At 58.4% G+C, this 22,625-nt stretch carries 16 protein-coding genes; 4 read left to right on the plus strand and 12 right to left on the minus strand.

All coding sequences use genetic code 11. From position 1 onward, the window contains the following. Nucleotides 1–69: 69 nt before the first annotated feature. On the minus strand, nt 70–5,952 hold the full coding sequence (locus tag BV106_RS32040; protein ID WP_038171751.1) for an RHS repeat protein: 5,883 nt from the start codon (nt 5,950–5,952) through the stop codon (nt 70–72). Between the two features lie 131 nt (nt 5,953–6,083). Beyond that, complete coding sequence (locus BV106_RS32045; RefSeq protein WP_265596290.1) at nt 6,084–7,952, minus strand: hypothetical protein; 1,869 nt, start codon at nt 7,950–7,952, stop codon at nt 6,084–6,086. 879 nt (nt 7,953–8,831) lie between these two features. Between BV106_RS32045 and BV106_RS32050 the strand changes: the two genes are divergently transcribed. Further along, nucleotides 8,832–9,680: a PEP-CTERM sorting domain-containing protein gene (locus tag BV106_RS32050; RefSeq protein WP_038171753.1), complete on the plus strand. Its 849-nt coding sequence runs from the start codon at nt 8,832–8,834 to the stop codon at nt 9,678–9,680. Nucleotides 9,681–9,788: 108 nt separating this feature from the next. Here BV106_RS32050 and BV106_RS32055 read toward each other — a convergent pair whose 3' ends face one another. The 5 genes from BV106_RS32055 to BV106_RS32075 all read right to left on the minus strand — a co-directional run bounded on the left by BV106_RS32055 (nt 9,789) and on the right by BV106_RS32075 (nt 16,361). Beyond that, entirely contained in the window at nt 9,789–10,844 is a 1,056-nt protein-coding gene (locus BV106_RS32055) for a formylglycine-generating enzyme family protein (protein WP_265596291.1), read from the minus strand. Between the two features lie 69 nt (nt 10,845–10,913). Further along, nucleotides 10,914–12,119: a hypothetical protein gene (locus tag BV106_RS32060; protein ID WP_265596292.1), complete on the minus strand. Its 1,206-nt coding sequence runs from the start codon at nt 12,117–12,119 to the stop codon at nt 10,914–10,916. 81 nt (nt 12,120–12,200) lie between these two features. Further along, complete coding sequence (gene lgt / locus BV106_RS32065) at nt 12,201–13,145, minus strand: prolipoprotein diacylglyceryl transferase (RefSeq protein ID WP_038171758.1); 945 nt, start codon at nt 13,143–13,145, stop codon at nt 12,201–12,203. Nucleotides 13,146–13,234: 89 nt separating this feature from the next. Beyond that, the gene (locus tag BV106_RS32070) at nt 13,235–15,301 is read right to left on the minus strand and encodes an FAD-dependent oxidoreductase (RefSeq protein ID WP_051946695.1); all 2,067 of its coding nucleotides are present in this window, start codon (nt 15,299–15,301) and stop codon (nt 13,235–13,237) included. Nucleotides 15,302–15,410: 109 nt separating this feature from the next. Continuing rightward, entirely contained in the window at nt 15,411–16,361 is a 951-nt protein-coding gene (locus BV106_RS32075; RefSeq protein WP_038171759.1) for a DMT family transporter, read from the minus strand. Nucleotides 16,362–16,612: 251 nt separating this feature from the next. Here BV106_RS32075 and BV106_RS32080 point away from each other — a divergent pair, with 251 nt between their 5' ends. Together BV106_RS32080 and BV106_RS32085 are read left to right on the plus strand one after the other, a co-directional pair. Next, nucleotides 16,613–17,431, plus strand: coding sequence for an aminotransferase class IV (locus BV106_RS32080; protein ID WP_265596293.1), 819 nt, complete (start codon nt 16,613–16,615; stop codon nt 17,429–17,431). Nucleotides 17,432–17,525: 94 nt separating this feature from the next. Beyond that, on the plus strand, nt 17,526–17,987 hold the full coding sequence (locus tag BV106_RS32085) for an AP2 domain-containing protein (RefSeq protein WP_009964100.1): 462 nt from the start codon (nt 17,526–17,528) through the stop codon (nt 17,985–17,987). 263 nt (nt 17,988–18,250) lie between these two features. Here BV106_RS32085 and BV106_RS32090 read toward each other — a convergent pair whose 3' ends face one another. Beyond that, nucleotides 18,251–18,529 (minus strand): DUF167 domain-containing protein, encoded by a 279-nt coding sequence (locus BV106_RS32090; protein ID WP_038171763.1) that lies wholly within the window; start codon nt 18,527–18,529, stop codon nt 18,251–18,253. 226 nt (nt 18,530–18,755) lie between these two features. Here BV106_RS32090 and BV106_RS32095 point away from each other — a divergent pair, with 226 nt between their 5' ends. Further along, on the plus strand, nt 18,756–19,397 hold the full coding sequence (locus BV106_RS32095; protein ID WP_038171765.1) for a DUF1080 domain-containing protein: 642 nt from the start codon (nt 18,756–18,758) through the stop codon (nt 19,395–19,397). Nucleotides 19,398–19,467: 70 nt separating this feature from the next. Here BV106_RS32095 and BV106_RS32100 read toward each other — a convergent pair whose 3' ends face one another. The 4 genes from BV106_RS32100 to BV106_RS32115 all read right to left on the minus strand — a co-directional run bounded on the left by BV106_RS32100 (nt 19,468) and on the right by BV106_RS32115 (nt 22,601). Beyond that, entirely contained in the window at nt 19,468–20,208 is a 741-nt protein-coding gene (locus BV106_RS32100) for an FkbM family methyltransferase (protein ID WP_265596294.1), read from the minus strand. A gap of 121 nt (nt 20,209–20,329) precedes the next feature. Further along, complete coding sequence (locus tag BV106_RS32105) at nt 20,330–20,803, minus strand: hypothetical protein (RefSeq protein WP_038171770.1); 474 nt, start codon at nt 20,801–20,803, stop codon at nt 20,330–20,332. Between the two features lie 201 nt (nt 20,804–21,004). After that, nucleotides 21,005–21,418, minus strand: a complete 414-nt coding sequence (locus BV106_RS32110) for a hypothetical protein (RefSeq protein WP_038171771.1) — start codon at nt 21,416–21,418, stop codon at nt 21,005–21,007. Between the two features lie 253 nt (nt 21,419–21,671). Next, complete coding sequence (locus BV106_RS32115) at nt 21,672–22,601, minus strand: M28 family peptidase (protein WP_051946702.1); 930 nt, start codon at nt 22,599–22,601, stop codon at nt 21,672–21,674. Nucleotides 22,602–22,625 lie beyond the last annotated feature (24 nt).

The raw sequence follows: 22,625 nt of genomic DNA on the forward strand, positions 1-22,625 counted from the left end.
TCCCACCGATTCACCGGATCATTCCCGCAATACCCGTACAAGTTAAACCCACCCTCTTCCCCAAGCGGATCACGGCTGATCCAGCGTCCCAGCTTCGCGCTGTAATACCTGAACCCAAAATAACTCAGCCCTGTCTCGGCATCGTGGTACTTGCTCTGATAGCGGAACGGGCAGGCGTTGACGTCGCCTGACGAGGCCTTCAGCTCCCCCAAAGGGGGTGTAGTCGAACTTCGCCACCGTATCTCCATTGGCCTGGTTGATCAGCGCAGTGATGTTGCCCAGTCCGTCATCCACCACAAGCAGGCGGCGGCCGCCTTCTTCTTCAATGGCCACCAGACCACCGATGCCACCCGCACCGTCCCAGGTCCCGCTGACATCCCGGCCCCAGACGAACCAGCGCCGGCTGGCCGTGCCGCCGTTCACTGACAACTCCTCACAGGCGGGAAGCCAGCCACTCCAGATCATCTTGCTGGTCTCCACCCGCGTAGGCGTGCTGTCAGAGTAGGTCAAGGTCCGCTCCTTCTTGATCCGACGTCGGTCGGCATCGTACTTGAAGGTGATCACCTCACTGGCGAGGTTGGATTCCGCACCAGTGTCGGCCTTGCGCTCCATCTTCACCAGACAACCCATGCCGTTCCATGTGTAAGCCCAGGTGGCATCCCCCACCATGCGACCCGCACCGTCATACTCGTAGGTTTCCTGGCTGGGCGGCAGCAGCACCCACATCTGTTTGTCCGCCACGGCAGGCGTCCCGGCGATTCCCGCCCCAGCCTTCGAACCACGTACCAGCAGCTCCACCCGGGTCACTCCGGTGCCCGCCCAATCCCCCGACACAGTCCAGTAAGCACCGTAAGTGCCAGTCTCCGGGTTCACATAGATTTCCTCCCCATCCACCCCGGCCTGCGGATGAAACACCCGCACCGTGCTGCCCGGGGCCACGGCCCCATGCACGCCGTACCCCCGATAGGACAGCTCCCGTCCCGTCACCTGATCCACCCCGTTGGAGGCAAAGGTCACCGGCCCGCCTGTGCCATGCCGGTTGTTGCGCCCGTCATAGGCATACGCCAGAGATTGCGAACCACCCACAACCAAGTCGCTGATGTCAGCACTTTTGAACTGCCCGCGATCATCGTACTGAATGTTGTACCAGGACACACCATTGCTCGCGACCCGGGAGGTCCGTTGGTTGCGCTGGTTGTAGGTGTATTCGTAGTGAAAGTCCTCCCCCTGGCTGTTGGTCGTGTTGTACCCCGTCACACGGCCCAAGCCGTCTCGCTCCACCACGGTGGTAAGCCGGGCACCGGCGGAGCTCCCCAGCAACTGCTTGACCATCCCATCCCACTCTCCTGTGATCTCGTCATAGGTGTAGATGGCACCGACGGTTTGGCTCCCGGCACCCGCTGGCCGTCCCGACTCGTCCCACGAACGCCCAAAGCCCCGCGCCGATGATCCAGGGAGATTCACGCCGTAGCCGCCATTCCTCGCCTGCGCGTCCTGGCTCCAGGTCAAGATGGCCCCGTTCCAAAAGCTGCCAGCCACGTGTTTTTCCTCGGAGAGCTGCAACCGCTCATATTTGAAGTCGCGACGGTCATCCGACCCACGCACCGTTTTCAACAGCCCAACCTTGTAAAAGGTCCGGTCAACCGTACCCGCGTCGCCATAGTAGGTTTCCGTCAGGGCATCCTCTCCTGCCGTAAGGGTGACCGGCTCGGAACCCGTGCCTGAGGTCTGAAGCAGGTTCTCCTCGTCATAGGTGTTGACGGTGGATTCCATGGTCCCGCCCGCATAGTCTTTGCGCAGCAGTGAACCATCCGCCGCCCACTTCATGGTGAGGGAGCTGTTGTAGGTGGCTTCACGCAGACCATTGGAAAGGTCATTCGTCTGGACCGCCAGGGGCTCGCTCACATCCCCACTGCGCTCCGTCAGATCTCCCACAGAGCTCGCTTTTAACGTTTGGTTGGTTCCCTGAACCGAGTCTGCAATCTGCAGATTGAATCCTGGTGCCCCATTCAGCTGGAAGGTCTTGTCATAGCCAGGCCCTTTGGCCCGGGAGACCTCGCCTTTGGCATTGAAGTGCAGTTCCGCGGCACGCCCCCCCATCGTGCCCGAGATCTTGATCAGGCGGTCATGTTCATAGTTCAGACTAAGGTCGTAGTCCACGCCTTGACGCTTCCCGTACACACGAGTTGGACGCCCTTTGGTAGAGACCACTTCATGCTTGTCATCGGTACCATTCGCGGTGCTTTCAATGGAACTGCTCACTGCGGGAGCGCCCGCTGTGGAGGTTACGGAGGCCGCTTCAATTCCCCATGGCAGGGTCTTGGTGACCCCAGTTGCGGGATCAGTCTCTGTACGGATGACCGGGACCAAGGCGGCAGCGCCCGTGCTGCTGTCGTCGTACAACTCCTGGATGGAGACCAGCTTGCCCCCCTCCACCTTGTTGGTGGAGCTGGCCTTGACCAGCCCCCCTTCTGCCACATCCATCTTGATGCCGCCATTCAACGGGACCAAGGTGCGGGTCACCGGCTTGAGGCTCGCGCCTTCTCCGGGAGGTGTGTATTTCACCCACCTCCCGGCATCGTGATACTCCCACTTCCCCACCAACACGCCACCGGAGGCGGCGGGCGTTTCGCGACGTATTAGACGACCTCGTGGATCGTAGAACTCCTTTACAAGGGCTCCCGGAGTGTTGTCCTGGCTCAACCCTCTGGTCGTGATGCACAGCCCTCCGTTTACCGCACTGACATCCTGTCGATGCCCTCGGGATCCGATACCGCTTCGCACCCCCTGAAATTCCCCCGCATCGCTGAGCTCAAGGGCTGCGGAACGCCCATCAACGGTGAGGGAGGCTGATCCCGGTGTGAGGTTCATCTCCATTCCACCACCTCGTGTATCCTTGAGCTTGAGCACATCCCCGAAAGGGGAGTACTGGGTGGAGACCGCCCCATCCGCCCCGGAAACCGCAGGTTGCAGCGGATTGCTGTAGTTCATCGTCAACGAGTCAAAGCCGGAACCGACCGCGGTAGGTCTTCCCAGCCAATCCCGCGCGGTCACTTCCCGAGTCACCCCCCAGGGATCCACCAGCTTGTCAACTGCGCCATAGGCAGCCCCTGGAGCAGTGCGATACGTCAGGGTGTCCACTGTCACGTCTCCGGTACCGCCCCGATACGTTTTAAGCTGCCTTGGCTGCCCCCAGGCACTGTGATCATCTCCTAGAACCCGACTCAACAGCTGTGGAGTAGAAGTGGTGGTGGAGACTTTCTGCTCTTTGAGACCACCCAGAGCGTTAAGCTTTGTGATTGTTGCAGTGCCGCCGAGCAAGGCGGAGGTCCAGCCTTGCTCCTCCGTGAAGACTTGATCTCCATTGTCCCAGGACCGGCTGAATTTCTGGTGGTAGTCTCCCGGGCTGACCACCTCGGTCAACTCCCAGGGCGTGTCACTTGCCGGTCCAGCAAATGTGTAGCTTGTCGTAGCGCCGTCCACCACCACGCTCAATCCCAGCAGACCGGAGGCATAGGTCGCCGTATGTGAAGAATACTGCTGCCCTCCCAGAGTAGACACAGTCGCGCGCGCGCCAGAAGCCCAGGTGTGGGTGCGTTGATGTTGTTTCCCAAAGACCAGGGACTTTTCCACCGCAGGCAGGCCGAATGAGTCAAAGGTGACCTCCGAGCCGCTGGCACTCCAGTCATCAGGCCCTGTCCATGTCACCTTGCTGGGTTTCCATTTCCATGGCTCTGACGACGTGTCCGTCCACTGACAAGCGATGCTCCGGCTCACTCCTCCGGAGGTCATCACCGTGCTCACTGACACGGGATTATCCGTGGTATGCGGGCTGAAGCCATTGGGACACACCATGGTGACAGATGACGTCACACCGGCAACTTCACTCTCCATTTGCCAGGTGGTCATCCCTACAGGCATGTCTGCAGCCATCGAAATTGCACGCGTCAAGTAAGCCGGGGCAGAGGCACCACTTTTCGTCATGCTCTGGAAGGAGAGAGGATACAGGTCTCCGAGAAAGAACACTCCATCCACTTCGAAGTCATGAAACACAGCATTGTCTTCCACCACTCTGAGTTTGCCCTTTTCCGAAGGCAGCCCCGGTGCCCCGGAAGGAGCTTGAGGATTAGAGACGACCACCGTCTTGAACGGCGTCTTTTCACTCATGTCAAAAAAGCCATCTTCCCCTTTGGCAGGCACATCCGCCAGCCAATAAAACTTAACCTCCTTGTGATAGCTCCGGAGATAGGCAACCTCCACCAGCACATCCCCCCCGCGAACTTGACGCAGACGAGGCTCCTGCCACTTTTCCAAATACCCTGCCCGACTCTCCCAGCCAGACTTCTCCAGTTGGGAGGAACTGAATTCATCTCCCTCATCGTAGTCAAAAGAACCTTTGGGAGTGCCCGCAGGATCAATCACTTGATCCTGATATTTGGGCGGACTCATCTCGTAGAGCAACTCGAACGCAAAGGGGGAACCGATGAATTCCACACTACCGAATCCGTCTCGCCGGGAGATGAGCGAAGCAACTTGGTTTTTGTCGGAATGGCCCTTACCCAGGTGAATCCGGAAGAGATCCATTCCAGGCAACAATTCCACCTCACTTGCACTGGCCACTTGGGTGTGCGCAGTCTTCCGTGCGGCTTCACTGGTGAGGGCCGTGAACTTGGGGGCGTAGAAAAAGCTGGCCTCAAGAGTAAGATACTGGGTTTGTGAGGGTGGAAGTAGTCGACTGGTATCAGGCACCACCATCCCCTTATTGCGCTTCTCGGGTGAATATTCTTCAATATTAAGTACGGGATAGGATTCAGCTACATTCTCCGGATCAGTGTTGTCTATGTTATAGATATTAACAATCCAAGGCTCACTTTCAGGCACCATCTGGCCATTCACCGTGAGCGCTGGCACCCCCATCCAATTCGCCATGGCGTTGTATTCTGCGTCGATGCCAGCACCCGCGCCCACTGCGAACGAGCCGACTGAGTACTGACCGTCCGTTGCGATCTCGATGAGACTTTTCCGCTGGAGTTGATTGATTTCAAACAGTGGCCATGCTTTCCGCATGCGGTCATTCAGGCTGCCAATTTCAGGCCCCGGTCGGGTGTAGTCTGCTCCACCGAATCCTCCACGATAGAATCCCAATCGCCCTTTGATCTCCGACGTTGTCGGAGCATGCGCCACTTGAGTCCATAGTTCCGGATGACAATGGGTCTTAATGCCCGATGCGAACTCCAAATTAGATCTTATCCCACCCTCCACCCAATTGGTGAATTGGAGCCCCCAAACTTCCGGCATCCATTTGAAGACCGGCATGGGATACATATACGATATCTCCCGAGCAATCCCCATTGAGCAATACTCTTCTTGATCGCCACTGGTACTCTCGATGACCACCGGCGAAGTTAGAGTTGCATCGAGCGGCAGATCCCTCACCCACTCGCCTTCGGGCGACCCGGGTGCCTCACTATTATACCATCGCCTATTCCCCGTGGTAACGCTTTTCTGAACCGGCCATTGCAGTGTCTTCAACTGCTCCACATCGGACGCAAACTTGACCAACTTTGTCCGCCAGTTTTCCTCGGTAAATCTTCCGATGGGAGGAAGCGCCATTTGAGGCGGATTGGCCGGGATCTTGGTGGATTCCACATCCACCTGTTGATAATTGCGTTGCAGATTGTGGTAAAACTCCCCGGCAGCCACATTCAGGGCCTTGACGATCTTTGGCACTGAATCGAGAGCACCCGCTTGAGGAAAGGACTCCATACCATCAGGCCATACAATCAGATCTGCTGCCTCGATGGCGGGAACATCATCGCTAGTTTCGTAGTAAACTTCATTTTCCATCTCCGATATCACCCGGTCCCTCACCTCCACCATCAAACGCCGCTCCTGCACCGCGCAGAGCACCGCCTCTGGCGTTTGTGCCGAACAGTTGCTGGCGAGAAGCATGGCACCAGCAAACAAAACAGACAGCGTCCAACCAAAATTAGAAAACACTCGTCGGATCATGAAAGGCATGGGAGTAGAATGAGGGGCAAGATTATTGCACAGATACAGATAGGGCACGTCGACGATCGGCTCTAAGGGAAGGTCACTGCGGAAGAGCTCAGCCCCACAGCCGGATGGTCTTTCCATTGCAGATTCCTTCCCAATACCGTCTCCTGGGCATTTGAGAGGCCGTCGCGATCAGTGTCGTTAGGAGGAACTGAATAGCCGTCTTGAATCCCATCCTGGTCAGAATCCACCAGCGTCGGGTCGAAACCCAGCTCCAATTCAGCCCGGTTGGTCAACCCATCACCATCGGCGTCTTCGTCACCATCCTCTATGCCATCCTGATCACTGTCAGCAATCAGAGGATGTGTGCCCATGAGGTACTCGTATAGGTTGGGAACCCCATCTTGGTCCGCATCCACTGCTCCATCATTGATGCGTAGATCCAGACCGTTTGATGGATACTTCCAGCGTCCGTGCACAAACTCCCAGTCATCGGGCATACCATCTCCGTCCAGGTCCCCCGGCTCCACGGCCACAAAGCGGACACTCGAGCCAGTCAGGGCGGCCTCCGCCCAGTCAGGACAGTTGTTGGCGTTGAGATCCTCACTGGGAGCGTTGCCGGCGGGATACAGATAAGCGGCCATCAGAAGCTGAAGATCCCCGTAAATCCCAGCCCCGCGTGAATTGGCATTATGCGGGGAGGTGCTCAGCCTCTTCTCCTCAAAGTTCAACACGCCGTCTCCATCCGGGTCGGCAAGCGCGTCCGACGGATCCTGAGGATTGAGCTCGTGGAAAATTTCAAACACATCTGACATGCCGTCCCCATCCGCGTCATAAGCCAGGAGATCTCCATTTAGGAGCATTCCCAAATCGTACTGGTCCAGGTTGGTCAAACCGTTGCCATCCAGGTCACCCAGGGCATCCAGGGCATTTGCAGGGTTCAATCCGTAGTGCGACTCCACCCTGTCCGGCAGGCCATCGCTGTCTGTGTCCGTCAGATCAACCAGCACGTAGTCCAGATAGAGCTCCCCCCACCCCAAGTTCCTGCTCAGCGCATAGGGATCGGTAGGCGAGGTGTAGTAGATGCGCAGTTCTTCGTAGTCAGTCAGACCGTCGTCATCCGAGTCCACGTCAGAATCACTGGTGCCGAAGAGGTTCTCCTCGTAGAGGGAAATGCCATCTCCATCGACATCGATACTTCCATCGCCATTGGTAGTGTCGTAGGGCCAGGCGTCGTACCAATTGGCAATGCCGTCAGAATCAAAGTGATTCAAGGCGTCACCGTACCAGGCCACACCGTTGATCGCACTGTAGTTGGTGGCGTCTTCCGGAGCAGGATCCACGGCATTGGCAAGTCCATCGCTGTCCAGATCGCCAGTGCTTTCATGGTCATAAGGATGCGAATCCTGATAGTTGAGGATGCCATCGAAATCCCAGTCCTCAAATACATAGTACTCCCACGCAACACCGTTTACGGGACTGTAGTTGCTCCAATCATTGGGAAACGGATCCTCTGAATCGTCTATACCGTCTTCGTCCGCATCGTAGGGGCGTGGGTCTTCATAGTTCAGCCTGCCGTCACCATCCGCGTCCCCCACTACGTCGCCCCCCCAAGTGATTTCATTAACACTACTGTAGTTTGTTGGATCAGATACAAATGGATCGTCGGGATTTTTCACCCCATCTCCATCATAGTCAGAATAAGAGCTTCCCGGGATCGATGGCAGCACTCCGCCTGGATAGGTGACACCACTGAATCCGCGAAAATCGTCGTAGTCGCTTATGTCATCGGAATCAGAATCCCAGTTCAGGGGGCTCGTAGACGTCAGATGGATCTCATCTCCATCACTGATCCCGTCCATGTCCGTGTCGTATTTGAAGGGATTACTCCCCGCTACCGACTCTTCATTATTCGTGGCTCCGTCCCCATCAGCGTCAGCGCCGGCGATATTCATGTCCGCCAACGTCGTTACGACACTCGTAGTAGGATCCGTCCAAGTGTCGTTCTGACTGTCGGAATCTGTGTCACTCCAATTTCCCAACACCACGAAAGTTGGCCCCAATATAGTCAACAATCCGGCTCCTAGCAACAGGATCCGACCTATACGGCTTCGGCGCATTTTGTACAGCGTCGTAGATGCCACATGCGCGTGGCTTCGCGAGGGGTTCATTCTTTTTATTATTTGTCTTTAGCTATCATTACAAATTTTCCAACCTCCACTGCAAGATCATTTTCGCCATGGAACATCTACTTAGATCCACAAGCAGACTAGCCCATTGACCAGTCTCTGCGCTTGACCTTCCACACCATTCCCAAGATTAAGATCAGATCACCACTCTCTACAACGCGAGTCGCATTGATGCGAAAATCTGCTTCGCATGGCTCTGTTTTCAAATTCAGTCACGATTGGATTTTCATGGAAATCCGATCACAGACTCATGGATTGATCGGTATTTTGAGACATTAGGAGATCTAAAAAAGACAAGTTCCCATGTAGCCTCCATCTATCATGATCAGCGCATCGGAGGACTCGCACTTAGCGACTTAATCATGTTATGAGATGTTCTTCCATTTTGACATAGCTCAACTCGCAACGCCACTTCTACCCGAGCTTCGATTTTCGGCATGGTGCAGGCAGCTGCAATTGCGCCTATGCAACGCCCGCATTCAAAATCAAATGCGCCGCGTAAACGCGGCACTTCGACTCCGTGACGGGAGCTCTGCCCCGGAAAAATGTTCTATTCCGATCATCGCGCTACCCTGATGCGGCCATTCCCTCTTCCCGTCAGCATCCGGTCTTGGCATTGCCCACCCTGTCCTTCAGGAATAGGCCATGCGCTTCCCCTTCAACTTTTCCCTCCGAGCCCTTTTTCCACGGGCAGGGTGGGCATTCCTTGCCGGATTGGCGTTGCACGCCACGGCGACGTCTGCCTCGGCCATTCTGGTGGCCTATGACTCGTTTGACTACACAGTCGGCTCCAGTCTGGCCACTCTGAATGGCGGGGCGGGCTTCTCCTCGGCCTGGAGCATTCAGCAGACGACAACGGGAGGCGATGGCACGGTGCTGGTGTCTACCAGCGGTATCACCTCAACGCCGAGCCACCCGACCACCAGCACGGCGGGCAATGGCATCTATGGGGTGAGATCATTTGACCGGATCAGCAGCGGCACGGTCTACTTCAGTTTTCTCGTGGACAACGTCAATGATGGATCCCGGTTCATCGCCATCTCCCTCATGGATGGGAGCTCAGAGAAAGCTTACCTTGGGCAGTCTGGAGCCGGCTCCTTGTGGGGGGCGTTTGGCGCGCTGAATCTCAACTCCACGACTGCGTCCCGGCCGACAGTTTCTGGAATGACGCAACTCGTCCTGAAGGTGGAGTTTGACCAGAGCGGCATCAATGACCGCGCCACGTTGTTCGTGAATCCGGACCTGTTTGGCGCAGAGCCCACGTCAGGATATTTCACATCAACCGGAGACTACTTTGCCAACGGCTTCAACGGCATCCGCATGGGCTCTGGATTTGCCAATGGCAGCCAGACCACGACGGTTGCAAGTTTTGATGAAGTGCGGATTGCGACGGATTGGGTGAGTCTGGCGCAGACGCCGGAGCCGGGTCGCATGTTATTGGTGGTATGCGGGCTCGCGGGAGTGGTCATGAGGCGGAGGCGGAGGCGGAAGTGACCAGCAAGAGACAGACCGCCGCAACTCCTTCGGAGCAGCATTTCCTCATCCCGTAACCCAAAGTAGACTCGCTGGAAGCTTGACAAACATCTACCCCCTAACCCTTCGCTAATTCTTCACACACCTGAAACCCGTGTGATCCGCGCTGCTGTCGGGGTCATTGAACATCCTCGATCCAGGCCGGTAGCCGGTGCAGTAAAGAGGGCTGCACAGGAAGGATCCGCCTTTGATCACCTTCTTGGGGAGATCTGGCTCATTGGGATCATACCCTGCGGTAGGACCAGGAGGGTTGAGCTTCGGGCTGTTGCGGAAGTAGTCCGGGTGGAACCAGTCAGCGACGAATTCCCAGACGTTCCCGGCCATGTCGTAGAGGCCAAATTCATTGGGCGGGAAACTCTTCACCGGAGCGGTTCCTTTGAAGCCATCCACGGCACGATCCTCCACGGGGAAGGAGCCCGTCCAGGTGTTGGCCATCTTCACCCGCTGCTCGCCATTTTCACCCCAGGTGAAGGTGTTCCGCTTGGTCGGCCCCACTCCACCACGCGCCGCATACTCCCACTCAGCCTCGGTGGGCAGACGTTTGCCCGCCCACTTGGCGTAGGCCTCGGCATCCTTCCATGACACACAGACCACTGGGTGGTTCATACGTTCCTTGATGCTGGAGTTGGGCCCCTCTGGATGCCTCCAGTCGGCCCCGTGAATATAGCGCCACCATTCCAGGAAATTATCGAGATTGGGCGGAGCCACAGCAGGCGGGGTGAAAACCACCGCTCCTGGCTTAAGTTGATCCGCCTTGATCATGGGCCGCAACCGTTCCGGGAAGTCCTCCACCTTTGGGACTCGCTCAGCCGTGGTGACGTACCCCGTGGCTTTCACAAATTCCTCGAACTGGGCGTTGGTCACCTCATGCGCATCCATCCAGAAGCCGTCCACGGCGATCTCATGCACGGGGCTTTCCTCCCGCCGCACGTTGTCTCCCATGAGCGCTTCGCCCCCAGGGATCCAGACCATGCCTGCCGGAGTTTCCCCAGGCGGAGTCTTGGAGGTGTTGCGCGGCCCTGTCGGCGGCTTGGAGGAGGGTGAACAATGGGTTCCCAGGGGCAGAACGCTCAATGAAAGGAGACCAAGGATGCAGCGGGACAGAGACAGGGGAACGACAGCCATGAACAAGTAATGTCAGTGTGGGGGGTCTGGGCAGCAGCAATATCTTGCCGCCCTTGGGAACGAGGCACATCAGGGATTCTGTCGCTCGTCTTTGGGCTTTGTGCCCGTCGCCTCCACCGGGGGCGGCGGTGGTGGCAGGTCCCAGGCGGTCACCCACTCATCCTTCTGCAGGGTGAACCCCATCGCCAGCAGCCGCTTTTCCATATCAGGGAGGTGGGCCGCCCCATAGAAGATGGCGAGATGCTGCTTCCCTGCCTTGATCTGTTGCTGCAAGACGCGAAGCGCCACCTTGTTCCGCTCTGAGACGATCACGGTGCCGTCGCCAGACTCCATGCCGGTCATGACCGTCTCCACACTGTCGAACGTGCGACCAAAAAGACGCTTGAGCTCCGTGGCGCTGTCCTTGCGGCAGAGGATCTCCAGAATCTTGAGCAAGCCCGGCTGATTGGCATTCAACTGCGGCTGGTTCATCTGCACCTGCACGGCCTTGAGCCAGAGGGCAATGAATCCCTCATTACGCTGGTTCTGCATGGCGGCGAACTCCGCCAGACTCATGTCTGCATGGACGAAATTGGCCGCGTGGTAGTCGATGACATCGAGCTGTCCCGCGAGGGCCAGGGTGTTCTGAATGGTGGCATGCAGATTATGAAGCCAGGAGAGCTTGCCTGCTGCGGCCTCTTCTTCGGCCTCATAAGCGTCCTCCTCAGGCGTGAGCCCAGTTTTGCCCTTCATGTAGGCCTCCAGGTCAGCGACACGCTCCTCAACACTGCGGGCAGTGGAGGCCGACTTGGGGGTGGGATCTTTCTTTTCCTCAGGTGTTGGCGCGGCTTTTGGAGGTGCGGCCACCTCGGCCTCAGGCTTCTTTGTCAGATTCTGCGGCTTCTGCCGGGCCTTTTCCGCAGCCAGCTCACGACGCTCTCTCTGGCTGATGGGACCTCCCACCATCTCATAGAGAACGACCTCGTACCCCTTGAACGCCTCATTGAGCTTCTTGAAGTAGGCTTCGTCCGCCACATGGATGGCCCCAATCAGGTCCACCACCACGCCTTCTTTGTTCCGATAGGAAGCGATGCCCGTCTGCAAGCGAGCTCCGGCATCGTCTTCCACGAAACGGACGAAGTCCGTCCCAACTGGCTCCGGGACCGCCGGTTTCACCTGGGCTGCGGGTGGCGCCCCGGCCGCAGGAGCCGACTTCGCCGCAGGTTCTGCCGTCAGCAGCGCCGGAAGCAAGGGGATGGCGGCAGCAGCAACCGCAAAGAGGCGTCGGGGGATCATGGCAGACATGCTAGCATGAGACCCGACGCCTTCGCAAAACTTCAAAATTCAAACCTCAAACTTCGCCCCCACGGGCGGAGGTCACTGAGTCGGCATCTTCTTGCGGTTCACGAAGTAGGCCCAAGCGATGAATGCCGCCCCAATCAGAATCATGAACGTGGAATAGAACTGCCCCTTGGTGATGCCCATGATGAGGCTGGAGTCTGGCTCCCGGAAGTTCTCACAAACGATGCGGGCCACCGCGTAGAGGATGAAGAAGATGCCGGTCAGCACGCCGAAGGGAAGATTCTTCACCCGGGTGCGGATCAGGAACAGCACCGTGAAGAGGAAAGCACCTTCTGCGAAACCTTCATACAACTGGGATGGGTGGACCGGATGCAGGGCGGCTTCCAGCTTTTGCATCCCATCGGGCACCTGCTTCACCAGGGCGATGATGTCCGGGCTGTGCTGGGGAAACACGTCTCCCGGAGCCTGGATGCCCCAGTCGGAGGGGCGGATGTCCATCTGATGAAGCTCGGTGGGGAATTTCATGGCCCAGGCCACGTCCGTGGGCCGACCGTAGAGCTCGCCGTTGATGAAGTTCGCGATGCGGCCGAACAGGATACCCAGCGGAGCACCGACCACGAGGTTGTCCCCCAGGCCGGTCCAGGAGATCTTGTGTCGCCACGACCAGTAGAGGGTGAACAAAGCCAGTCCCGCAATGCCACCATGGCTGGCCATGCCGCCGTCCCACAGCTTGAAAATGATCAGGGGGTTGCGGATGAACTCGCCGAAATTGTAGAGCAGCATGTACCCCAGACGCCCCCCCAGCACGACGCCGAACAGCGCCGCATAGGTGATGAAGTCCCCCACCTGCTCCGCCTTCAGCTTCCCATACCCCCGGCGGACCAGCCGCACCATCACCAGGTAGCAGCAGTAGAACCCCAGCACGTACGCCAGCCCGTACCAATGGATGGCCAGGCTCTTGCTGAAGCGGATGACTTCTGGATTAAGATCGTGAAGGTAGTAGGCGAGCGTCGCGGGCATTCGGAAAGCGGTTGAAACAAACGCCGGGCCGGGTGCAGCCCGGCTTAGGCGGTCAGACACCCATTAGTCACCCAGCCGGGGAAGGCAAGCTACATCGCAGGCACGGCCGCCAGCTCCTCCGGGGATGGGGCGGCCTCGGTGGGAGCGGTGAGCAGGTCATAGAGGGTGAGCATACCCACCAGCTTCTGATCCGCATCACACACCACGGCCTTGCTCGCCCCCGTGCGAATCATGAGCTCAAACACTTCCGGCAGCGGCATGTGAGTGGCGATCACCATGGCCCGCTTGATCGGCAGATCCTTCACGAGCGTGCCCGGATCCATGGCATTGTGCTTCAGCCATTCGTAGCAGTCGGCCCGGCGCAACAGCCCACGCACCCGTCCCTCCGCATCCAGCACCGGATAGGTGCTGTGCCGCTCCCGGTGAAAGAGGTCCAACGCTTTGTCCAGGCGATCATCCTCATTCAGGGAGGCCAGCTGACGCACCATCAGATCCCCGGCCGTGCCGCTGCGTGCCCGCTGGGGCAGCTTGGCCATGACGTGCTCAATCTCCTGCGCACTGTCATAGGTCTCTGCCGTGCGGCGGAAGAGCGTGCTGAGGGAGCCGATCGAACTGACCAGCTTCTGGAAGGTGCGTTCATCAATGGCCACCAGCGTGCTCGGTTCCTTGGCCGTCGCCGTGTAGCGCCAGATGTGATCTTCCAACAAGGCCCGCTCGCCAAAGTGATCACCCGCCACCGCAGACTTCACGACCTCGCCATTCTCATCGGTGATGTCCACCCTCCCATTCTTCACCGCGTAAAAGGAGAAGGCCGGTTCTCCCCGATGGAACAAGGGGTCCCCGGTCTCCAGGTGCATTTCCTCCATGGGCGAGGAGTACTGCGGAGTGAGAAGGTTGATATCGCGCGGGAAGAAGAGGTCAAAGGTCCACTCCGACATCACCCTGAGCTTGCGATCCAGCCCTGGGAGTTTCATCAGATAGATGGTCCGCCACATGAACCAGGCAATGATTCCGGAGAAGTGCCAGCCGAAAATCTCCGCCACCGCCTTCTGGTGACCAATGGAAGCCAGTTCCCCCAGCCCAGTAAAAGCGAACGGGGTGAGCGCCCGCCCTTGCAGGCTGGCCACGATGTTGTCCCCTACCAAAAGGCCCTGACGATAGGCAAACTGTGCCGTCTCCGGGCACTTGCCGCCGCCGGCTTTGGGGAAGGAGGCGCAATCTCCCGCTGCCCACACATGCGTTTTCCCCTTCACCTGGCCGGTGGCCTCCACCACGACATGGCCTTTTTCCAGAGGCAGGTCCCCCGTTGCCCCGAGGGCCAGAATCTGCGGGTGAGGGGCATTCCCCACGGTGCAGACCACCGTGTAGGCATCTATCTTCCTCCCATCGTCCAAGATGACCGTGCGCGCCGTGGCCGCCTTCACCCGGGCTTTGAAGAGGATCTTCACCCCCATGTTCTGGAGCTGGGTGCCGGTGTAGTCCGCCAGCTTCGCCGAGAGCATGGGCAACACTTTCTCCCCGCTGTGCACCAGCGTGACACTGTAGTCCTCTGGCGTTACCTGCTCATAAAACCGGCACATGGAGCGCAGCAGGTCGATCATCTGTCCGGCCGTCTCCACCCCAGAATATCCGCCACCCACCACAATAAAGCTCAGCAGTCGGCGGCGTACTGCGGCATCCGAGATCAAGTTGGCCTCCTCCATCCGGCTGATGATGGTCGCCCGCAGCTTCATGGCATCACCACAGTTCCGCACCAGATAAGCGTGCTCGCTCATCCCGGGGATGCGAGACAGATCCACCTCCGCCCCCAGGGAAAAGACAATGTGGTCAAACGTGAACTCCACCGTGCCGGCGGTGACGCCACCGTCCAAGGTGAGCCGTTTTCCCGCCAGATTCACGGATTTCACCAGGCCACGGAAGACATCGGCTCCCTTGCAGATGAGGCGGATGGGGTTCACCACGTGCCGGGGGGCCAGCGAGCCACCCACCACCTCAGGCAGCATCGGCTGGAAGACCATGTGGTTCTCCCGTGCGATGACTCCCACGGTTTTACCCGTCCCCTTTAGCTTTTTGACGAGCCGCTGGGCGCAGTACACCCCCGCGAAGCCGCCGCCAAGAATCAGAACGTCATAGTGCCGTGGGGTAGGAGAACTCATGCGCAGAACACGATAGCAAGAAAGGGGGCAAGGCGAGTGATGTTTTTGTCGCGTTGGGATGCGGCGGTGCCTTCCCCCCGCTCCTTAACATACGGGTGCCGGGGACGGCTCACGCTGCCACAACCATGCCAATCACTCCCGCCACGGCGATGACCGCGCCGAGGACGCCGCGCCATCCAGGACGATCCTGCTCTAACCAATAAGAAAGGGGCATCACCAACAACGGGGTCGTGGCAGTGATGGACAGCACCACTCCGCTGCGCAACTCACCCAGCGCCCACTGAAAACAACTGACTCCACCAATGGGGCCGCAGCTGGCGGCGGCAAAAAGCCAGAGCCACACGGTCCATTTTCTAACCTTGTTTGCACCTCGAATAAATTTTTGTTCATCTTCCCCTTTTCGCGCACCTAGCCAAGTGGGTAGTTTCATCGAGAAGTACCAGGTCAGCATGGCAAAGCCCATCCCGGGCAGCACCCGTAGAAAAGCCTGCCCAATGCCGGTGATGACCAAACCTTCATGCACGGCTTCTGCTTGTGCCAAGCGACTTAACGCAGCCCCAAAACCCTGCCCGCATCCCGCCAACAAAGCCGACAATACGCCCCAACGCACGGCTGAAGCATGCCCCGCACCGCGCAATGCTGGAGGCAATCTGAGCCCCGCGCTCAAGGCCACGGCCACTCCACATAAAATAACCACTCCCATCAAGGCCTGTTGCCGCGTCAGAAAAGTACCAACCAGCCAAATATCCCCTATGGTTCCGAACAACGGGGCACTGCACAAATACAGGAGCAGGGTAAGGCGAGCCCCCAGTCTCGGATAGGCAAGAAAAAGCGCGACATCACCCACCCCAAATCCTACAACGCCACTGTAGAACAATCGTTGCGCCGTACCCGTAGTGAGATCCACCGGACCTGTCCAACCCGCCAAACATCCCAATGCCAAGGTCGCCAGCAACAGCCTCAGGGCGTTGGCTTTCAGCGGCCCCAGACCCACTGCGGCCCGCTGCCCGCATATGCCTGAACCGGCAAACAAGAAGGCGGTAAGGATGGCGGGGAGCATGTGCCCATGCGTTAGCAGTGACGCGGGCACAAGCAAGCTGCATCACCCCTCCCCTCTCATGGGCAGAAAGGCCCTGCCATTTTCTCCGACCGGACCTCGCTCGGCCTAATCCAGTTTTTCCGTCCACTACTCCACCACCCTAATGCATGATAGGTTTGATCCACCCAGTTTTTCCGTGAACGATGGTTTCGTGCTCCAGTCATAATTTCATGAAGTCATCTGCTGAACCTCTTGTTTGGATTCGAGGCAAGGTGGTGCCGCAAAGCGAAGCTCGCGTGTCGCCACAGGATCAAGGGTTCTCAGTGGGTGACGGCGTGTTTGAAACCCTAAAGGCCTATAAGGGAAAACCTTTTTCCCTGATGCGTCATTGGAATAGGCTGGTGAATTCCTGCCAAAAAATATACGTCCAATCTCCTGTTTTCATCGCATTTAAAGACATGATCGAGCAAACCATCGCTGCCAACCATCTGGAGGATACGGATGCACGTGTGCGTGTGACCGTGACCGCAGGTGAAGGGTCGATGGGAGCGCCGCGAGGCTCAGTGGAGCCCACGGTGATCTGCACTGCCACACCTGCGGTGGAACGTGCGGTAGCCGAGCGTGTCGCCATCGTCCCCTGGACCCGCAACGAACGCGGAGCACTGGCCGGGGTGAAATCCACCTCATACGGCGAGAATGTTATCGCCCTGAACCACGCCCGCGCCCACGGAGCGGGCGAACCCATTTTTGCGAACACGGCTGGTCATCTTTGCGAAGGGGCCACGACGAATGTTTTTCTCGTTCGCCAGGGCAGCTTGCACACGCCACCACTGAGCTCTGGGTGCCTCCCCGGCATCACCCGTGAACTGGTGCTGGAGCTCTGCCGGGAGCACCACATCCCCGTGTTTGAAGACAACCTTCCCGTCTCCGCCCTGCGCGAGGCAGACGAAGCATTTTTGACGTCATCCATCCGCGAAATCCATACCATTTCGCATGTGGACGACATTCCCCTTTCCCTATGCCCTGGCCCAAAAAGCCTCCAATTGAGGGGCTTGTTCAGGAAGCTCATCAGCGCTCACACTGACCCGTGAAACGCTCGTTCCAAAAACAGGCCCATCTGCCAAACCAAGGCATTGTGGAGAACCCCAGTAAAACAACCAAGAACCCCTAACCCACCAACTAACTATGGCCAAAGATCCAAACAACCGTAACATCACCCGGATTGAAAACACCGGTGGTGAAGGCAAGCGCCCCGTGCGCGGCTTCGAAGTCCGCATCTATCGTCGCGGACAACGCTTCAACCAGTTCTTCTCTGACTCCGCCCATGGCGGCAAGAAGGGCGCCCTGGAGCAGGCTCGCACCGTTCGCGACAAGATGGAGAAGAAACTCAAGCCCTATACCCGTCGTGAGCTCGCGGAAAAAATCTCCGCCCGCAACACCTCCGGCTACCGTGGCGTCCGCCTCCGCAAGACCATCGTGACCAAAGACGACAAGAAGTATGTCTATGAGCACGTGGAGGCTTCCTGGAGCCCGGAACCCGGCAAAGTGGTGAAAAAGTCCTTCTCCGTCGCCAAGCTCGGCCTCGACAAGGCCTGGGAACTTGCCGTCGAATGCCGTAAAAAGGCAGTCTCCAAGATCAAAGGCTAACCTGCTGCGGGCCAGCGCCTGCGTGCTGGCCTGCCGTGAGTGATCCAGCCGCGATCTGATCGCTGGGATTCCCTCCAAACGCCCTGTGCAAGGGCACCCCCATTGGGGGGAATCCCGCATTCAAACAGAAATCTCTCCAGGCACCTGTCCTGAAGCAAACCCCATCCTCCTCCGCCGCCATCGAGCGACGTCTGGAATGGGGTTTTTCATTTTTGGGAGCCCCCCAACACATCGCTCGGCTTCAGCCCGGCCAGATATAGCGCCTACACCTCCTGAAGCCTCTCCTGAGCCGTTGCAGGCACCTGCAGGAGTTTGGTACGACTGGTATCCCCTCGCAACAAGCTAACCTCGCCCTTCGCGCAACCCAGCCACTCTGCCAGGAAACGGACCAGCTCCTTGTTGGCCTTCCCTTCCAGCGCTGGAGCCGCCAGTTTGACCAGCAACACGCGCCTCCCCTGCTCGTCCGCTCCCCAGCCAATGATCTCACTGCGCCGCGCATTTGGCGTCACCTTGCATGCCACATTCACTGAGTCATCTCCCATCGGAGGCTGACAGTAGAACGGCCTCCCCCAAGTCTCCAGACCGAATATCGCGCTGAAAGACTGGCCCCGATGAATGAGCGGCCGATCCGCACTCGGCCACCACTTCTTTCCCCATCTTGTAAATCCTTCAAAAATCTTGTTAATCCTGTCTCCAGTTGCACCCAGCCACGCCTGTCTCACCGAATTTGGGTGACAACCACCAGCGCTCGTGCAAAATCCGCGTCCGATGAAAACCACGTTTCTCACCCTCCTCAGCGTCGTCGCCATGAGCGCCGTCGCCCTCGCCGAAGACGGCTGGACCAGCATGTTCAACGGCAAGGACCTCTCCGGCTGGAAGTCCAACGAAGAAGTCCCCGGCTCCTTCACCGTGGAAGACGGCAAGCTCAAGGTCTCCGGTGGCCGCGCCCACATCTTCTTCGTCGGTGCCGATGGCAACGCCAAGTTCAAGAACTTCGAGTTCAAGGCCAAGTTCATGACCACCCCCGGTGCCAACGGTGGCATCTACATCCACACCACCTACCAGGACAAAGGCTGGCCTGAAAAAGGCTACGAGTGCCAGGTGAACGCCACCCACACCGACCGCAAGAAGACGGGCGGCCTCTACGCCGTGCAGGACGTGCTCGACAACGCCCCCAACAAGGACAACGTCTGGTCGGACTACTACATCAAGGTCGAAGGCAAGCACATCACGATCAAGATCGACGGCAAAACCACCGTGGACTGGACCCAGCCCGATGACTGGGATCCCGCCAAAACCCTCAAAGGCATGCCCGGCCGCAGCCTGAGCGAAGGCACCATCGCCATCCAGGGTCACGACCCCAAGAGCGTCGCCTTCTACAAGGACCTCGAGATCAAGCCCCTCCCCTGATCGATCATCGGCTATGAACAAAAAAGGCAGCCCTTACCGGCTGCCTTTTTTATTGCACGTGTCCCGCCGTTCACCGCGCCCGTTTCACAAAAATCGCATCCACCTGCCGCAGCTGATTATCCCGGGTGAGCGAGGCGTTGTAGAAGTTGTGCAGTTCAAAACCCAGCTCGTAGTAGAACTTCAGCGCTTCATCCAGCCGCTTCTGCCCCTGATAGGTCGGCCGGGTGATGATCTCAGCATAGAGCACCTCGATATTGCCCAGTTCACAGGCTGCCCTGCCACCTGCCATGACCAGATGCTCAGCCCCCTGCACATCCAACTTGAGCAGATGGATGCGCGGCACTCCCAGCTCGTGCATCGCCGAATCCAGCGTTCGAATCTCCACCGTCATTGTCCGGGCCGTATTCAGGAGGCCCTCCCCCCAAGTCCTTGCCCCCTCGCCATCCGTGGGCAGAAGGGAGTTTGTCGCCGCATGCGCATTCACATGAAACGTCTGTGGTCCATTCTCCTCCCCAAGACCGTAGGGAAGCGCCCGCACCCTGGCATCGTCAGCCACCGCGGCCTTCAGCACTTCAAACGAATCATGGAAGGGTTCAAACGAATAAACTCGGCTGCCTGGCAGCAGTTCGCGAAATGCGTTGGCCATGAGACCGTGATGCCCGCCCACATCAAAGACCACGGGCTCCGCCACGTCCTTCATCAGGCGTTTGAGCTCCGCCATCGCTGATTTCCCTCCTGCTTCTGTCTTGCGGGCCTTCGCAATGGAGTAGCCAAAGCGACCCGCCAGCGCCTTAATCACAACTTTCAACATGCGCTCCCATTGCATAGGAGTGCCCGCCTTACAACCGGCGGCTGCAAAGCCATCGCTCACGCCTTCGTTGCACCAACTTCCCACGAACCGACCCTCAAAGGTACTGCCGGGCTCGCCAAGTTCACCGAAGCACCGCTTCCGCCGGCCGCTCTCGAGCCAGGATCTCCAGAAGATTGGACAGGTCCACCCGCTGTTCAGCCGTCAAGGCCTGATCCGCTTTGCCAGAGGGAGCGAGGATTTGATCTTCCTTGTCATAACCCTTCTCCGGACCCAGCACATAACTCGATACCGTCTTGAGAGACGGCTCCTTCCCCGCCAGGAGATCCGGCAGTTGCTCCCTGACGCCCTTGAGGTGCGACACCCTCACGGTGCCGCCTTTCATCACATACTCCGTCACGGTGGGATCATTCTGCGCGCCTCCGTTCCAAACCCATCTCACCCGCTGCACCATATCCCCCACACAGTACAAGAAGTAGTAGTGCGTACTCGTCGCGTCTTCGCCCTCCTCCAACAGGTAGACCTTGTCACCATCGGCCGCTCGGGCCACGGACACCTCTGTCAGAGCCATGAACAGCGCTACGACAACCCATTTCATGACGCTCAGCCTACCAGCCAGCCCCCTCTGGAGCACGCCTTTTCGAACTCGATCCGGAGTCAGCCCGCCATCAGCCATCACCGGCGACTGCATCATCGTGATCCCTCACACCTATGGCGCGGGTGACACACGTTACCCTCCCTCAAACGGGTCTCAATGCGCCTCAGCCCCTCTTACCTTATCCCTTTCCCCTCTACCCTCCTATTCATCATACTCACCCGGTTCGAACCGGATGGCGTGAAGCGCGGTCACTGGACGGGGCTCATCGCTCTGGCCGATGAACAGGTCGTAGGTTTCACCGTTGTCCGTGGAAATGGAGTCATCCTGCAGCACATCATGCCTTGGCTGGCCCTTGCCAATGCCCTCGGCATGCGCTGCAGGAAGAGCTTCTGAAAGGAATTCCGCCACCGCATTGGCCACGCCACGGTCACCCTTGGCGCTGAACATGAAGTAGGTCTCCGGCATCGTCTCCTGCGGCTGCTCCCACGTGAAGTAGTGATTCAGCGTCTCTGCCAGGGCTTCCCGGACATCGGTATCGGTGAGCTCCTCATGATCTTGGGCCAGATCTTCAAGGGCTTGATACAAATGGCCGACGGCGTCTCTGAGCGAGGTCATGGAGGGATTTTTTGATGAAACTATTTGGGGCGATCGCAATAATACCGGGCTGAGCCCGCTGCTCCTGCCCCGACCGCCCCGCCATATCACCCGAACTCCCTGTTGTCCACCCCCTCGCGACACTTTTGCCCTTCGGATCCTCCCAAAGGTGGCGTTTTTTCCTTTGCCGTCGTGTTGCCGGCCCCATGGCGGGGCCCTTTCTGAAAAAAACTACATCGATGGCTGCCGTCGGTTCATGACCTAACTCCCTCATTCAGGCAAGGCATGGGCTGGCGAAAAGATGTTCAACCATCATCCGCGTCACGTCCGCCATCGCGTCGTAGTTCAAAGTCTCCGGCAAGTCAGTAGGGAGATGATAGTGTGAATTGCGGAAATTGGAGGTATCCGTCCACATGAGAGCCGGCAGGCCCGCTTTCCAGAAGGGAGTATGATCGCTCCGCAGCAGGTCGCCAAAGAGTTTTTCCAGACCGAACAACACCTTCAAGGATACCATGGGCGTCTGGGTACCGCCTCGGCGCACCGCACGAAGCACCCTGCTGGCGATGGAGTTTGACTTTGAGTTGCTCACCAATCCGATGAAGTTCCCTTGATCGGGTAGAGCGACCGGCAATCCCTTTGGCTTGGACTGCGACCCCGGACGATTTGTGAAATAACCCACCATCTCAAAAATGTGAGTCTCCCTCAGACGCTTCCGCGCTGCGGCATCCAGAGAAGCCACGAACTCAGTACTCCCCATCAACCCATCCTCTTCACGATTGAAAATGGCTATGTCCGGCACCCCAGCCCATGAGCCCGCCTTCCAGGCCTCGGCAGCCAGGACGCGGGCCACCTCCAGACAAACCGCGATGGCACTGTTGTTGTCATCTGCTCCTGGCGTGGTGCTGACCGTGTCATAGTGCGCCCCCAGCAGCACACGCGATCCTGCTGCGGCGCCAGCCTCTCCGGGCGCTTCCGCAATCACATTGTCGTACGCCCCTTGCAACCGCACAACGAATCCCAGACTTCGCAACTCTTCCACGAGCCAGTCCCGGGCCCGTTCATTGTCCCTGCGTTGCGCGACATAGTGCCGGGGATAATTCAATGCCTCAACCGTGGCGCGCAATCGCGCCGCAGACACCGCGGCCACTGCCGGATGGGCGATCGGGAGACTGGCAGAGTCTGCCTTTGCGTGAGTGACCAGCATGGTATCTAGAAATCGAAATTCGCT

Source organism: Verrucomicrobium sp. BvORR106 (genome assembly GCF_000739655.1).
Lineage (GTDB): Bacteria > Verrucomicrobiota > Verrucomicrobiia > Verrucomicrobiales > Verrucomicrobiaceae > Verrucomicrobium.